We start from the raw sequence: 14,648 nt of genomic DNA, 5'->3' as shown, positions 1-14,648 counted from the left end.
ATGGCAAAAAGTAAAGTTGATGAGCAGGCCGTCATTGAGCTGATCATCAACAATGAAAAATCGAAAACTTCCATCAAGGAAGTGCGGCAGACGATGATCGGCCTGGAGCGTCAGCTGCTCAACATGAAAAAGGACGACGACCCGGCCGGCTTTGAGAAACTGCGCAAGCAGCTCGATCAGGTGCGCAAAGCCCATACTCAAATGGTGGGCGAGATCCGCGGTGGTGATGGCGCTTTCTCACGCATGAAATTGAACTGGAAGGAGATGATCACCGGCGCAGGCCTTGCGGCGCTCGCCTACCAGGGCGTGCAGAAAGCGATCCAGCTTTTGCCTGGACTGGCCAACACGGCCGGCGAGCTTTCTGATCAGCTGGCCGACGTTTCAAAACAAACCGGGATCACCGGCCAGCAGCTTCAACAGCTCAATAAGGACCTGGAAGCGATCGACACCCGCACGCCCGTCGAGCAACTGCGACAGCTGGCCGCCGTCGCCGGTAAATTAGGCTATGGAAGCCGCGAAGATGTACTGGCGTTTGTAAAGGCTGCCGACGTGCTCAATGTTGCCCTGGGTGAAGATTTGGGTGGGAATGTAGAAGAGACGCTGAACGATATCGGTAAGCTGGTTGCCATCTTCGGGCTTGAAGAAGAATTTGGCATTGAGAAATCAATGCTGAAAATTGGTAGTGCAATCAATACAGTCGGCGCGAGTAGCCAGGCCAACGAGGGTTACCTGGTACAATGGGCAAAACGGTTTGCCGGGATTGCGCCGAATGCCGGCATCAGCATCGCTGACACGCTGGGTATGGCCGCAGCAGCAGATATTCTTGGGCAGTCAAGTGAATTATCGTCGACCAATATCGGTAAGATGGTGATCGCCATGGGCAAAGACGTCCCGTATTTCGCGCGGATTGCCAGCATGCAGGTTAAGGATTTCAGTACCCTGCTAAAAACCGATGGTAACGAAGCTTTCCTGCGTGTACTGGAAGGAGCCCGCAGCACTACCAAAGGTGTAGAAGGCTTGGCTAAAATGCTGGAAAATCTGGGCATCGAAGGATCGGAAGGCGCGGCAGTTCTCGGAGCATTTGCCAAAAATACCGAACTGGTAAGAAAGCAGCAGGATATCGCCAACGCTTCCTTCGAAAAGGGCACGTCTGTAATTGATGAGTTCAACGTCAAAAATCAGAACTGGGCCGCGATCATGGATAAGATTGAGAAGAAGCTAAACGGCTATTGGGAACGCGCAGCCGAAGGCCTCGGTCCATTCATCGAGATGTTTGGCAAGTGGGCCGGCGTGGTCACTGAGCTAGATCTTCAACTGAAAGAACTCAACGATCAGCAGCAAAAGGTGGTGGCCGTCGAGTCCAAATTTCCTGTGCTGCTCCGCCGGTACGATGAGCTCAAATCTAAGTCGAAGTTATCGACCGAAGAGCAGGCCGAGCTTCAAAAGATTATCAATACGATCGCCGACGAAATTCCGGAAGCGGCCACCGGCTTTGATAAATACGGCAATGCACTTGATTTCAGCCGCGGTAAAGCGACAGAATTCATAGAGAGCCAGCGGACGCTGCTTGAAACGATGCGGCAGACCAGGCGCGACATGCTAAAAGAAGAAATTAGCGATTTACAGCAGCGCGCCAAGGTGGCCGAGTACGAGCTGAACCTGCGGCAAAAGTATTCGGTAAACTCTGGCGGGCAGCTAATTACGTCGCCGTTCACAAAGGAGGATTTTGAGAGCAAACGCAAGGAGGCGAAAAGCTTCCAGGATCAGATTGTCGCCTTGAAAAAGGATCTCGATGCATTGGAGGGGCGTTCGCCCGTTGCAGCGCCACAGGCCACCACAACGGACGCTGGAAAGCCGGCGCCAAAAGTGAATCTGTATGCCGGCCCGAGTAAAGACCAGGCCAAGGAGGCACTTAAAGCGCAGAAGCAGCTGGCCGAAGACTTGATGAAAAACCAGCAAAAGATAACACTGTCCATGCTGGAAGGGCAGAAGAAGGAGATTCAGGACGCGCAGTTTAAATACGACGAGCTACGGAAGCGTGCTGGCAAAAACGCGGTTCTTCTTGAGTCGATTAACGAACAGCATGGTCAGGAGGTACTTTCGATCAATAAAAAATACAACAAAAAGTACCTCGAAGACTTCGATAAAACGGTGCGTTCACACCTGGACGGCATTAATCGCGATGTCAAGGAGGAAGCGCAATACGAGCAGCAGCGCCGGGATGATGAAGCCAAGCGGCGTAATAAAGATCTGTTTGAGATTAACAACCACTACCAGGAGCAGATCGCCCTGGCAAAAGCGCACGGAAAGGCGACTACCGAGCTCGAAAAGCAGTGGAAGGAAGAAGTAAGCGCACTTACCAAAAAGCAATCGAAGGAAAGTACTGACGATTTCCTGGCCGGGATACTCAACCAGTACCGGAGCGAAATGTCGCTTGCCGACGAAGCCGGTACGAGCAAGGAGGATATTGTGCGCAACCAGCTCGAGCGGCTCCGGCTCCTGCGGGAGAAGTATGGCACGATGGATATTGAGCACCAGAAGTTGGTCAATTCCGAGATTGCAAAAGCCGATCGCGAGCTGCTGGCCATTAAGCTAGATCAGATCAGCAAGACCGGTCAGGCGATGACCGAGGGCGGCAAGGTGATCGCCGACGTTTTGACGCTGACAACCGATAACCAAAACGAGTATGCCGAATTTCAAAAGGCACTCGGGCTATTCCAGATAGCTGTCGATACTGGTACCGCCGTCGCGTCTGCCGTTGCCGCGGGTACAAAAGGTGATCCGTACACTGTCGCACTCCGGATCGCAGCAGCTGTTGCGGCCGTTACTGCCGGTATGGTTAAAGCCAAGCAGCTGATCAACGCTGCCGATCAGCCGGAACGGCCAGCGTTCCGCGCGGAAGGCGGACCGACCGATCTTGCCAGCATCCAGGTCGACAAGTCCGGGAATCCGCAAGGGTGGGTGAGTCAGCCGACGCTATTCTCGCTCGGCCGGCGCTCTTACGTGGCCGGCGAAGCAGGCACTGAATACGTGATAAGCAACCGCATGCTCCGGAATCCTGTTGTAGCCGACTTTGCCAACATGCTGGAAACAATGCGCAGTACTGGTCGGGCATTTGCCGATGGTGGGAGTACTGCTATGCCGGCCATGCCGATGGCGCCGTATGCGGATCTTTCGCTTGCCGAAACCAACATGCTATTGCGTAAGCTGCTTGACAAGGATAGTGGGTGGAATTACAACGTATTTGAAAAATATCAGGATCAGATTGATTTGACCAGGCTGCGAGCGAGTGCGTAAAAAAAAGTAACAAATTTGTTATTTTAAATTTGGAACTAAGTAACGTATATGTTACTTTTGTAATGTTCTGCAACGCAGCAGAACAATGTTATTTGAAATAATGAATGCCAAACAATTACTGGAAATCCTGAAAGAGGATGGGTGGTATTTGAAGGCCCAAGCTGGTAGTCACAGACAGTTCGTCCACCCGATAAAGTCGGGAAAGGTGACGGTCTCTTACCAGGGTAAGGATGAAATTCCGAAGGGTACTTTGAATAGCATTCTGAAACAGGCGGGCTTGAAATAGAGTCCGCCTGACTTTCAGGCAATGTAATTGTGAACATATATAAAGATTTGCCAGACAACATCTATCATTTACGACTTGCAGCTCTATGGATATTAAAAATCATGCAACAAATCTTCTACAACTTGAAATGATTGTAGAAGGATCCGATGAAGCTTTGTGGGGAAGGGTTTCTTACGACGACAACTTAATTGTGGAAAGTGCCGCGACCTTACAGGAGCTCATTGCTAAGATGAAATCGTTGTTGTTGGCTTTTCATGATATTAATCCTGACGATGTTCAATTGAACATTTTGTTTGATTTGGTCGCTCTTTTTGAAGAATTTAACTTTTTGAACATTTCAAAAGTGGCTGATGCATCAGGATTAAATGGAAGCCTACTTCGACAGTATGCAACGGGAAAAAAATTCCCTTCTGCTAAGCAAGCAGAAAAAGTGCAGGAGGCGTTAAGGCAAATTGCGTCTCGACTTGCGGAAGTTCACATTTACACGAAGTAATATTCGTTAGCATTCATATTATTGTAAAAGGCCTTGGGAGTTTCTCAAGGCCTTTTTTGTTTTATGTGATTGCCTGCCACTCAATTGATTGGACAGGCAACCGATATATTAGTGCAAAGGTGACAAAGTCAATATTAAAGCTTCTCGGTGAGCAGCAGTTGATGATATTGTTGTATTTCCTTGTATAGTGTGCTACGCCGGCGCGATCGGGATACTTGCCATTCCACCCTGCATCTGGCCATGTCTCGCGCACCCACAGGCGATCGCCGAGTCGGCCGGATAGTGGGTGGAATTACAACGTATTTGAAAAATATCAGGATCAGATTGATTTGACCAGGCTGCGAGCGAGTGCATAAAAAAAAGTAACAAATTTGTTATCTTAAATTTCTCGCTCAGACTCCAGACTGCTGGGTTGTATGTCATCTACCCGGGGGCATTTTCAATTTAATCCAAAAGGTGTCTAACCGAATCACAGGGAACATTCGTGACCGATACCGACGGAATATTGCCGGCGCCGGTCATTGTCGTTAGGTCCACCCTTGCAAAACACAATCCTGTGCGTCGATCTTTAAAATACGTGATACTTGCTTTTGAATCATCATCTATTTTTGTTGGCTTTTCGCAAGATGTTCCCAATGAGATAATTAAAACTGATAGAAATAGGTTTTTCATTTAAATTAAGTTGAAGGAGTCGGTTTGGTAGGTCTGCATTTTTAATACATATCCTGTTTGTAAACTTAATTAAAACACGTTTGTAATATGTTTATACTTTCATGAAGTTGATAAACCCAGTAAGGCACGGCCTAGAATTGGTGAACAGAAACCAAACTCGCCTCGCGCTCTTTACTTATATCCCTGGCTGCGCAATACCGAATAATCAATCTTCCGGGTAGAATGTCAGTTTTTTTTATTTTTGATCTCATTTGAAAAATTAACTCATTCAATTATGGCAAAATCTGCGCTCAAACCAAACATTTAGCCGTGAAACCTACACCATTCTACCCATCAATTGATAAGCTTTTAAAGGATTTGAACGGTCAGCTACCGTCTTACGGCCATTTGTTATCAACATTTGAATGGAAGCAGTTGAGAGCGGCAATAATTAAAAGGGATAAAAATTGCTGCACCCAGTGCGGAGTAACTCCAACGGAATTTATCATGGGCAGGCATTTTAGGGACTATTCCGATATTGAGGTAGACCGACTGATTAAAAGTGGTTCTCAGATCTACACAATGAATGATATGATAGATTCCGAAACGGGATATGCCGGATCTACCTTTTCAGAATATCCAATTTATCTACACGTGCATCACCAGTATTATATTTTCGGGAAATATCCGTGGCAATACGAAGAGAGCGCATTAACGACACTTTGCAATAAGTGCCATATTGAGTTACATGAACACAGTAAAATACCCTACTATCAGGATGAAGCCCGAAAAATAGAAATGAATCTCCAGCCATGCATCCGGTGCAATGGTGCTGGGCATTTTGAAGAATATTCACACATTGAGAATGGAATATGTTTCTCGTGTCGGGGCGCAAAATACGTCGAGTTGATTGGACAATATGCCGTATCGTAAAAAGGCCTGGCCAGGTACTCGACTGGTTACGCTCATAAAACGGGTGCTGGATTGTTACAACCGTAAGTAAGCACAGGTCATGCCCGAAAAGTCGTTGCCCGTCGGCTGCATTGTGCAGGTTGATCAGGTGAGCGCAACCCGTGCAATAGTGTTTTTCCGTCGAGTGGTTGTAGTACGTGGCGGGTTTGCTGTTGCAGGCCGTGCGGTAGTATTCATCGTTATAGTCTCCTTTCATGGTCATTCGGTTCTGTTACTTATGTAGTTGTCGGAATCATTAGCATTTTGAATTTTCAGAAAAAAAAGGTTGCTTATGAGACTTAAATCAAAACTTGATTTCTATGAGCGCTAGAAAGATTAAGTCTCAGGACATTGCGAAAATCCTAGAGCAGATAAACAATGACCCCGTAGTTCTACCTCACATTTTGGAGAAAGCGTATTTGCTGCATTTTGATCCCGGGAATATTAGACCTAAGCCATTGCAAACGGTGCCGTTTGAAGTATGGATCCCGATCGATCCTAATTATGAAGTATTTCCGGTGCTTTATTCGCAAAAGCATGGAACGAATACACTTGAAATACTCCTTAATGAACTTGGACGCATTGCCGCGTATGATGAATTCTTTATTAAAGAGGACGGTGAACCGGCCATTCTGGTAGCGGGACTTGATTTCAGAGGGGTTCCACAAACGACGTGATTGGGGTGCTATTGAACACATATGGGTTCGAATCGTTTAAGGTTGATATGAAAGTGGGTACAAGCCGGGCGCCGTGTATCCTGGCTGATTGAGTGGAGATTCTTGCAATCGCTCATGATGATGCCCGATCATGTTTTTGCATTGTGGACATCGCCAGCCATACGGCTCCGGGCGCATCCTGCCTCGATAGTTACACATGAGGCAGTACGGATTCCAGCCCTCGTATTGTAGGAACTTCTTCCGCTCTTCAACCGGCATTTCAAGCATTTCAGCTACGGTATTCATAGGGGTTCTGCTCGTTTAAGGTTGATCAATCGGTTGATATTGTGCCAGGTATGCCCGGACGGCTTCACTATGCTCATCCGATCCTACTCGATACAGCTTGCCCATTACTTCGGCTGCCCAGTCGCCTTTTTCAAGCCCGGCATCTTTCCAGGTTTGCTCAATCCTGTTAAGCTCCTGCACCTGCTTAGGGGTTGCTGTTCCTTCATCAACGATTATCCGGAGAATGGCGCCATGAATGCCGCCTGGCTTGTTTGTCTCTGACATGGGTTCGACTCGTTTAAGGATTGGTGATTACTTCAACTTTCACGCAGCGCCAACCGTGCCGGTACCAGTCTTTCCAACTATGCGTTGAATCCGCCTCAAATCTCCGGATAGAGTCGGAGCGCGTACCACTTACGGTGTGTAGGTCAATGTAACCGAGCTGGTTTACCACTGCCCACCCTTTTTGTTTGAGCTGATGGCGTATGAGCTCATCAGGTGTCAGGTCCTCGTATCGTCTTTTTTTCATAGGGGTTCGGATCGTTTAAGGTTGATCAGAAAGGTCTTTCGTCGCCGTCGTCGTCAGACTCATACACATACTGCCCACGGTCCGAAATCTCCGGTTCTACCTTGAAGCCTTCCGGCAAACTGTTGATAGGAACAACTATCTTGCCTTCCTTCGAGAGCTGCTTTTCAAGCATAGAGTTTGCATCCCAAACAGTCATTGGGGCGATGTTCAACGTTTCTGCTTTGTACCTAGCTACCGACTCCGTGCAGGGGTCAATGGAGTAAATCGAGTTGTCTTTGAACAGGCGAGTCCAAGCCGGCTGCCTTGTCGTCTCCGGCACCGTCAGTCGCAAAAAGCTGCAACCGCCCATTACGTATTCATCCAGGTGGCCGGCCAATTGCTGGTGACCCATGAGCGAAACAATCGCCCAAAACTCTTTCTTTTCGTCTTGTTGGTTCATAGGGGTTCTCATCGTTTAAGGTTAGCGCATATTGTCATATAGGTAAGGGCATGCAATTCGCTGCTCCTCGTGTGCGAGATTGACCAGTTCGTTGAGCCGGATTTCAATCATTTGATCTAGATATTGGAGTTTCGTCAGATCTATTGGACCGTACAAAAGCGACCTGGTTATCCCGCTTGCGCTCTCAAGAAATTGGATGTCAATCAGTATTTGCGATGCCACGATCGTTACTCAGTTTGGTTTAGATTCACCGGGGTAATATTTCGGGTAATGTGCATTCGGAACGGCTAAGATTACCCTCAGATTAGTGCCCAAGAATGGCGAGGGTCTTTTCGAATTCGGGCTTCAGTCCGCGATTGGTTAGGTGCTGGTCCAGAAGCCAAAGTATTTGCTGCAATGCGGCGTTTGTGGGCTGGCACTGTAATCGGTAATGAATGATCCTGGCAACTGATATCGGAATTTGATAGGTAGCCACCTTGTCACTTCTGTTCAAACCATGACCGAAACATTTGCCGTAAAACTTTTCGGCAAATTCAATAAGTACAATCGTCTCGTTGCGGGTTTCCGGTCCAACCTTCGTTTGGCAAATCGGCTCTAAGAACTTCTTCAGTCCGAGCGACTCCCAATAGGAGAGACGCAGGCGGATGGGTACTGCCCCGGCATTCATGCGATCGTCTTGAAGATTGCCAGCTCGACGTCCTGATTCATGAGTGCCATTTCCCACTGGCTACGGACAAGCAGCCGGGTAGGGGCGCCGCGGTATTTGTCACGCCGCTTCCAATCGTCAATTTCTGATTCCAAAAACAACCGCATGGCCAACTGATCATATTCATGGGCATGCTGCTGAGCTCCATTTATAATTTGAAACTCCATGTTTGTCAACTTCTTGCCTGTTTGGCGGATGGTGATCTTTGTCATATCAGTCTCGGGTTAGGTTACCAGGTGAATTGTTGGACCTGAGTCCAGAAGCCTTTTTCGTATTGGTATATCTTGTTGAAAGCGCCGATCGTTTTATGCTCCCGGGTGTCGAAAATGGCTGCTGAATGAATTTTGCCCTGGAAATACTGGTGGGCGATCCGGAACATTTCGTTTACTGCATCGTTAATGTTGAGCAGCTTCTTCGGCTGGCCGTGCTCGTTGCTCCATTTCGACCATGTATTTCCGTCGTGAAACTTTACAACCAGGTAGCAGCTGGCTTTTGCTTTCTGTTCGTCCTTTCGTTCGTCGGACAAGGGCTTTGACTGCTTTTCCCTGTGGCCGTAGTAGCGTCTGTGATTCATTTGAGGTAAGGTTAAATGTAAATATTGGTTCCTGATTCAGGATCGAATCCTTCACCGTAGGTCATCCAGGACTCGACCTGCACAACCGTCGTCGGCTCCGGCGCTGCGAGCGCCTTGATTTTACGCGGCTTGTAATAGGTAGGCGCTTGGAAATCGCGGCTTTGTTGTTCGAGGAATTGTTTGCAGTATGCTTCCTGCCACTTTTTGCCAAGCCCTGAGAAAATGACGTTGTAGTATTGGAATAGAGCCAGTTGGTTAAATTTGGCAACCTCCTTTCGAGGTTTGGCATTGCTCCGGAGTTTCTCGAAATCCCGACGGGCGGTCCGGAGCAGTGTTTCGGCGCGTCTTGTTTTCTCCTCCTGCTTGTCGGCATATGCCTGGCGCTGCTTAGCGTGCTTAATAGCATCCTGCTTTATCCACGAATCAATTCCGATGAAACCTTTTAAATTTTCTATATCGAAGTAGCCTTTGCCCGGGATGTGAACAGCGTAAGGGTCAGGCAGGTAAGCATCGGGGTGATTGTCATAGTAACGGCCGGCTTTATCGACTTTGGCCAGCTGCACCTGGTAGTAACTGAGCCATTGTTCATCGCTCCATTCGCCTTGGAAATTTTCAAAAACGCCTTTGCTGATAGCTGCGAGTGAGTTTTCCTGTTGTTGTTTCGAAAATTCCCGCGTCGGATAAATCACCTTCCAGGCATACAGCCAAAATTCAAAAAGTAGTCTGGTAAATTTCGGATCCATACCCTTCGGCGCCTTCGGTCGGTTAACAAGACGTTCATTCTCTCGACCGATTGCTACCAGTTCCTGGTGCTGTGTGCCGTTTTCTTCGCCCTGGGCGGCGATCGCGGGATCATCCGCTGCGCCGGCCGCGCCCCCCCTGCTTCCTTTCTGTCCCTCCGGAAGAGCACCGAGGGGCTCCTTCTGCCCGTCTGTCTCACCCCTCTGTCCCTGAATGCTCTCTCCGTGTACAATTAACATATCCGCACTCCCTTTTTCTGTTCCTAAAATCTCTCTGTGAGTACTGCTATGCGGAAAAATTTTCCGTTCTCCCCCCTCAGATGCGGCCAGAGCGGCATTTTTCGCGGTTTCGGTCGCCACTTCCCCGTATAGATATTTCGGCGAAATCCACACCTGAAATGCATGCTTGTCGCCCCGGAATTTGCGCGTTAGGAACCCCAATTTTTCCAAACGAGTCAGGTGGTTCCGCACAGTACGGGCAGAGCAGCGCGCGAATTTGGCTATGTTAGGACCGGTAGTAAATAAAGCAGGTGGGCTTGCAGGATCCTGCAAATAAAGCGGCATGATGTCCCTGGTGCGGTTGTAGGCGTGAACGTACTCGGTAAGCACAGTATGAAACGTGGTAGTTACAGACTCGGGAATGAGGCCAACTTTCCTCGTGATGGCCACTGGGCCATCCGCAGTATTCCGGAAATGCACTGATGTCGGGCATCGTTCATTGTGCTCGTCAAATGCCTGAGTAGCACGTCGCATAACATCGGAAGTTTCAATTCTTTTGAGCATCTAAGGCCAAAATTTTCTTGTCAAAGCATACTATCCCTTACCCGTCAAACTAGTGACGCTCATGGATATACGGCACCTTGCCGTTAGCAGAATGTTCTGCCGTGGTGCGGAATGGGAGTCGAACCCAAAATAGTTACCCTAATTCCGCAGCTTCCCTTACCCGCGGACGTTGCTATCGTCCGCGGTTCGGGGCTATGCCGGTTTCCCAGCTGTAGGTCTGTCCTACCCTGTAGCGGGGGCTGGACTCGAACCAGCGACCTGTGGGTTATGAGCCCACCGAGCCACCAACTGCTCTACCCCGCGATATCCTGCCTCCATTCCTTCTGAAAATCGGCCCGGGGAAATTTCCCGGGCGACTTAACTTTCAAAATGGATGCTTCTTGTAGGGTGCGAAGACCGAACTTCCTGCCAGCGCGAGAATCAAACAAGCCGCCTGGCACACCCTGAGATTACCGTGATTCAATACGTACCGGCAATCTGCGTAAACCCTCCTCTATCAAATGCCATCTGAGACGGCACGCTCTTGTGGCCATTCCTGGCCGATGTCTTTATCCATTTCGGGAAGCTCAGCGGTAATTAAAAAAGCTTCCAGTTTACCTATAATGCCGGCTAAATGATCATCACCACGTTGATGTTCGACCCGACGTTCTTCATTAAACTTTTGAATGATAAGGCGTTCCGGTGCTATTGTGGAAGCTTCCGACGTAGCAAATGCTCCGTTTTTAACTTCTCTTAAAACCTGTATGCCCAGTATCATTGCTCGCAGCTCGGTCGCTGAAAAGGCGGTGGAGTGAATTTCTGACATGGTTACCGTGAATTGAGATATAATTTGAGCTCCTTGTCGCGGATACGTTTGATCTGGCTTTTAATAGCGCCGTGATTAACCCACGCTTGCAAAGCTGACATTCGTTGTAACTTGTCATTAAGATCATCGTAGTAGCGAAAACGGCTACTTGCCTGGTCCAGCCACAACAGCAGGACTTCCGCCCATTCGCGAGATTTCTCAACGCTTGTCATCGCTCGTTGCGTTTTGGCGCTTGAATACGGCTATTCCGAACAGGGCTACGATCGCGCAGCCCAGGATTGATAGAATTAAGTCGCTCATGTTTTCGATCAGACGGAGTGTCCAGTTTGGGAGCCTTTTTGAGCTCGTGGATGATCACTAATGCAAATACGAAGCACGCAAAGGCGGCTATCAAGTAACCCAGAATTGTCATGACATGCTGCCGGTGAAGGTGAGATCCTGATTGTTGTTTGTGCCGGGGCCGGTGGGCGGCACGTTCCTGGAAACCAGATACCAGAATGCAAGGACTGCGATGGTTGCAAGGAGCACGCCGGCGTTGCTGGCCAACAGCCCAGCGACCCACTCGCCGGTGAGCACAATCGTCAAAACTGATAATAGAGCTTTCATATTTCTAGGGTTTTTGCTTTCGAAACTTATTGAGCAGCCGTTCGACCCATTTTGACCAGGTCAGCAGCTCGCAGAAATAAATTGGCAACACGATCGCGCAAATCAGGGCAACGCTAAGTGCATAATGCAACCAGGATTCGCCCTGTTGGCGCGCTGGGAGTAGCCGGAAGAAAATTCCTCCGGCCACGAACCAAACCAACTGCACACTCCAAAATCCGCGCGTTTTCATGATGGCCGCATTTCTGCGCCATTCTTGCCGAAACCCCTGCCATATATCGTTGAGCGTTTTTCTTCCCTTCAACCTTTCAGCCATATTGTATCGGCGGTGAAGGATTCGTATTTTGCGATGAACAAATTTTGTCACCCCTTATATGTTTACCAATAAGTACAGAAGCCTGGAGGCAGGCTATGAGATGCTTAAAACCGTTGAACTCAGTGAGGAGCAGAAACGACTGATTGCTATCATCGATGACTTCGGCGACCAGCCCAATTTGGTATTTAAGTACTTTTTTAAAGACTGTCTTATAAATGATGATGAGAATAGGACGGAAGAGCGTCGACGCTGGTCGGTTATCAACCAGATGGAGCGTGACGGATTTATTATGCTTCGGAGGGGTGCTCCCAATGAGTTTTCTAAAAAACCAATTCTCGAATATTCCGTACATCATGATGCGCTTAGGTTGCTGGAGAGCCGATTCCCTGATTTCTTTGATCCCAAAGACCCATTGACACTGCTTGAACTTAGTTTCCCCAAAATGAAGGAGCGACAATTGTCAACTGATTTCCAGTTGGAGGAAGACGTAACACTAGTGGCGGGTACTAAATATGAGATTGACATTGATTTCAGACAGCGAAAGGTTTATCTAGTTATTAGCAAGCCGGAATAAATCATTCATTATCCGCCGTTAATCGAGTCAACCCAGCTTGCAAATGCTCTCTCCACGTCATTGAGCTCCATCTCTTTCACGAACTTCGCGAAGTGGAGCAGCTGTTCTTTCGAGAATGAACTATATTCATCTCGCTCGGCAAGCAGATTTCCCTCTAAATCGAAAATCTGGAAAACCGTCCGGACTGGATCCGCTTGATTATCGCCGTCGCCACGCCGGGTCAGTCGGGAAACGATAACTTCTTGAACCTTAACCTCCGGTGTTTGCGATACCAGCGCCGTATTTAAATATGGGTTCATGATCTCAAGCTACTTTAGGGTTCTACTATTAACTACTTCTACTTTTATGACCAATTAAAAGGTCGCGTTACGCGACCCGCTCTGTTTTCAAATTTGGGTGATTGAAAAGTTGAGCTGAATCTGGGAGCTCACCTACAATAACATCCCTCACAAATGCAGGTACCTTGTGAGCTGCTGCATTGGTTAATAGTCCTTTCCACTGACCCTGGGAAAAACCTAATTCCTTGAGTCTTGTTTTGATTTTCATCCGTTGCCATTCCTCTAAATCTGCCAGAAGATGGCCTAATGGCTGTCGTTCTTTTGTTCTATCGAACTTCATCCTTTGAGTTATTTGACCGGTTTGGAACTCTAGAGTACCTTAGTGGACTATTTATTACCTATCAAAAGTATTTTCAAAAAAATCAATTGTCAATAGTTTTATATAAAAAATGGAAAATAATTCTACAATTAGTTGATTTTCAGCGCTATTAATTTTAGTCAAGAACAACTAGATGTTGTTGTTTTCGCCTCGTTGGTCAGAAATCGCCCTTGAAAGGTTAAAAAACTTTACAGATGGTTTGACAATTGTCCCTGAGAGGTTAATATTTGCATATAGTTTATCGATCAATTTTCATCAAACGAAAATAGTATGGCTACGAAAAGGATTCCAGTTGGAGTCATAATAAAGGAGATCATCGATGAGAAGAGTCTGCGGCCACAAGACGTCGCGGACGCGCTCCGTATCAATCGTCAAAACATTTACCTTATTTACAATAGGTCAAAAATGTCAGATACAGAACTTCGAAAATGGGCGAAAGCACTTGGAGTTACGAAAGAAGAAATCGAAAAGCGCATGTCACTTATGGTTTCGGAAACCGGACAGGGGAGCCAATCAGATGCGGGAAATTACTTAATGGAATATCTGGCTAAAATTGAAACTGAATTCAGGGCACTTAAAGATCAACTGCACGTGAAGGATACTCAGATAGCAAGCTTACAGGAGCTGCTTAAAATGTCCCTGGGAAAGCCTGATCTGGGTGGAAATACGCCCTGCGGGAAGGTCCTTCCGATGCCTGTTGAACAATCGCAGGAAGAAGAAATGGAGGCGGCCTAGCTCACAGTTCCACTCACAGTTTGGAAATCAGGTTTCCAAATGGCTTATAATGAATGCGCTAAGAGACCACCTTTGTTCCCCTATGGGTCACAAAACCGTGCAAAAAGGCAACTACTTTCACGATGAGTAACTTGGAAAGCCTGCTGAAAAGCAGGCTTTTTCGTTTTCCAGACATGCTCCCCGCAAATTCACTCACAGTTACAAATCATCACGGATCAAATCAAAAACTTGTGGAGCGCATAGGATTTTCGGATCAAATCAAAAACTTGTGGAGCGCATAGGATTTTCTAGGTTTGTGTTTTTAATCAACCTAGTTCGTTTTGGAAAGTTTCTTGCCTATTATCCAGTTTCTATTACCAGAGTTTATCCTTGAAAATTTTGAATTGACATCCATCGACCGTCAGGATGGAGTATTTCACGTGCATATAGATGAGAAGAATGCGGATGAGAATGACCCGGAGAGGAAGAATTTGCTCTCCAAAGGGTTCTTTCCGATGATTACTGTTCAGGATTTTCCAATTCGGGGCCATAAGGTCTTCCTTCACATCAAACGCCGCAGATGGCTTAA

At 47.6% G+C, this 14,648-nt stretch carries 21 protein-coding genes and 1 tRNA gene; 8 read left to right on the top strand and 14 right to left on the bottom strand.

Going from position 1 to position 14,648, the window contains the following annotated elements; all coding sequences use genetic code 11:
- The 5 genes from BLQ88_RS06475 (at position 1) to BLQ88_RS06455 (ending at position 6,355) form a co-directional block, all read left to right on the top strand.
- Positions 1 to 3,297, top strand: coding sequence for a phage tail tape measure protein (locus tag BLQ88_RS06475; RefSeq protein ID WP_090147808.1), 3,297 nt, complete (start codon positions 1 to 3; stop codon positions 3,295 to 3,297).
- 85 nt (positions 3,298 to 3,382) lie between these two features.
- Positions 3,383 to 3,583: a type II toxin-antitoxin system HicA family toxin gene (locus BLQ88_RS06470; protein WP_229212605.1), complete on the top strand. Its 201-nt coding sequence runs from the start codon at positions 3,383 to 3,385 to the stop codon at positions 3,581 to 3,583.
- Between the two features lie 85 nt (positions 3,584 to 3,668).
- Positions 3,669 to 4,076 (top strand): hypothetical protein, encoded by a 408-nt coding sequence (locus BLQ88_RS06465; protein ID WP_090147807.1) that lies wholly within the window; start codon positions 3,669 to 3,671, stop codon positions 4,074 to 4,076.
- 981 nt (positions 4,077 to 5,057) lie between these two features.
- Positions 5,058 to 5,660 carry a hypothetical protein gene (locus tag BLQ88_RS06460; RefSeq protein ID WP_143016802.1) on the top strand — a complete coding sequence of 201 codons (603 nt, stop codon included), beginning with the start codon at positions 5,058 to 5,060 and terminating at the stop codon, positions 5,658 to 5,660.
- A 338-nt stretch (positions 5,661 to 5,998) separates the two neighbouring features.
- On the top strand, positions 5,999 to 6,355 hold the full coding sequence (locus BLQ88_RS06455) for a hypothetical protein (RefSeq protein ID WP_090147804.1): 357 nt from the start codon (positions 5,999 to 6,001) through the stop codon (positions 6,353 to 6,355).
- Positions 6,356 to 6,655: 300 nt separating this feature from the next.
- Here the strand turns inward: BLQ88_RS06455 and BLQ88_RS06450 are convergent, their stop codons facing one another.
- The 12 genes from BLQ88_RS06450 to BLQ88_RS06395 form a co-directional block, all read right to left on the bottom strand.
- Positions 6,656 to 6,904, bottom strand: coding sequence for a hypothetical protein (locus BLQ88_RS06450; RefSeq protein ID WP_090147802.1), 249 nt, complete (start codon positions 6,902 to 6,904; stop codon positions 6,656 to 6,658).
- 13 nt (positions 6,905 to 6,917) lie between these two features.
- Positions 6,918 to 7,148 (bottom strand): hypothetical protein, encoded by a 231-nt coding sequence (locus BLQ88_RS06445; RefSeq protein WP_090147801.1) that lies wholly within the window; start codon positions 7,146 to 7,148, stop codon positions 6,918 to 6,920.
- A gap of 25 nt (positions 7,149 to 7,173) precedes the next feature.
- Positions 7,174 to 7,587, bottom strand: a complete 414-nt coding sequence (locus BLQ88_RS06440; RefSeq protein ID WP_090147799.1) for a hypothetical protein — start codon at positions 7,585 to 7,587, stop codon at positions 7,174 to 7,176.
- A 304-nt stretch (positions 7,588 to 7,891) separates the two neighbouring features.
- Positions 7,892 to 8,254, bottom strand: a complete 363-nt coding sequence (locus tag BLQ88_RS06430) for a hypothetical protein (RefSeq protein WP_090147796.1) — start codon at positions 8,252 to 8,254, stop codon at positions 7,892 to 7,894.
- Entirely contained in the window at positions 8,251 to 8,505 is a 255-nt protein-coding gene (locus BLQ88_RS06425; RefSeq protein ID WP_090147794.1) for a hypothetical protein, read from the bottom strand. Before BLQ88_RS06425 ends, BLQ88_RS06430 begins: the two co-directional genes overlap by 4 nt.
- Before the next feature lie 17 nt (positions 8,506 to 8,522).
- Positions 8,523 to 8,867 (bottom strand): hypothetical protein, encoded by a 345-nt coding sequence (locus tag BLQ88_RS06420; RefSeq protein ID WP_090147792.1) that lies wholly within the window; start codon positions 8,865 to 8,867, stop codon positions 8,523 to 8,525.
- A gap of 11 nt (positions 8,868 to 8,878) precedes the next feature.
- Entirely contained in the window at positions 8,879 to 10,390 is a 1,512-nt protein-coding gene (locus tag BLQ88_RS06415; protein ID WP_090147791.1) for a hypothetical protein, read from the bottom strand.
- A gap of 230 nt (positions 10,391 to 10,620) precedes the next feature.
- A tRNA-Met gene (locus BLQ88_RS06410) sits at positions 10,621 to 10,693 on the bottom strand.
- 193 nt (positions 10,694 to 10,886) lie between these two features.
- The gene (locus tag BLQ88_RS06405; protein ID WP_090147789.1) at positions 10,887 to 11,195 is read right to left on the bottom strand and encodes a hypothetical protein; all 309 of its coding nucleotides are present in this window, start codon (positions 11,193 to 11,195) and stop codon (positions 10,887 to 10,889) included.
- Positions 11,196 to 11,197: 2 nt separating this feature from the next.
- Positions 11,198 to 11,407 (bottom strand): hypothetical protein, encoded by a 210-nt coding sequence (locus tag BLQ88_RS06400; protein ID WP_090147787.1) that lies wholly within the window; start codon positions 11,405 to 11,407, stop codon positions 11,198 to 11,200.
- 196 nt (positions 11,408 to 11,603) lie between these two features.
- Positions 11,604 to 11,801, bottom strand: a complete 198-nt coding sequence (locus BLQ88_RS36380) for a hypothetical protein (protein WP_143016801.1) — start codon at positions 11,799 to 11,801, stop codon at positions 11,604 to 11,606.
- Between the two features lie 4 nt (positions 11,802 to 11,805).
- Positions 11,806 to 12,114, bottom strand: a complete 309-nt coding sequence (locus tag BLQ88_RS06395) for a hypothetical protein (RefSeq protein WP_090147786.1) — start codon at positions 12,112 to 12,114, stop codon at positions 11,806 to 11,808.
- Positions 12,115 to 12,172: 58 nt separating this feature from the next.
- On the opposite strand from BLQ88_RS06395, the gene BLQ88_RS06390 reads away from it, so the two are divergent.
- Positions 12,173 to 12,688, top strand: coding sequence for a hypothetical protein (locus tag BLQ88_RS06390; RefSeq protein WP_090147784.1), 516 nt, complete (start codon positions 12,173 to 12,175; stop codon positions 12,686 to 12,688).
- Between the two features lie 8 nt (positions 12,689 to 12,696).
- Here BLQ88_RS06390 and BLQ88_RS06385 read toward each other — a convergent pair whose 3' ends face one another.
- Complete coding sequence (locus BLQ88_RS06385; RefSeq protein ID WP_090147783.1) at positions 12,697 to 12,987, bottom strand: hypothetical protein; 291 nt, start codon at positions 12,985 to 12,987, stop codon at positions 12,697 to 12,699.
- Between the two features lie 67 nt (positions 12,988 to 13,054).
- Entirely contained in the window at positions 13,055 to 13,306 is a 252-nt protein-coding gene (locus BLQ88_RS06380; RefSeq protein WP_090147781.1) for a hypothetical protein, read from the bottom strand.
- Between the two features lie 309 nt (positions 13,307 to 13,615).
- On the opposite strand from BLQ88_RS06380, the gene BLQ88_RS06375 reads away from it, so the two are divergent.
- A complete protein-coding gene (locus BLQ88_RS06375) occupies positions 13,616 to 14,080 on the top strand; it encodes a helix-turn-helix domain-containing protein (RefSeq protein ID WP_090147779.1) in 465 nt (154 codons plus the stop codon).
- A 320-nt stretch (positions 14,081 to 14,400) separates the two neighbouring features.
- The coding region (locus BLQ88_RS37670) for an ISAon1 family transposase N-terminal region protein (RefSeq protein ID WP_090148421.1) at positions 14,401 to 14,648 on the top strand (248 nt) is incomplete at its 3' end.

Origin of the sequence: Dyadobacter soli, assembly GCF_900101885.1 — a bacterium.
Lineage (GTDB): Bacteria > Bacteroidota > Bacteroidia > Cytophagales > Spirosomataceae > Dyadobacter > Dyadobacter soli.
Note: the sequence above shows the minus strand (reverse complement) of the source record. Positions and strands in the feature narration are given on the sequence as shown.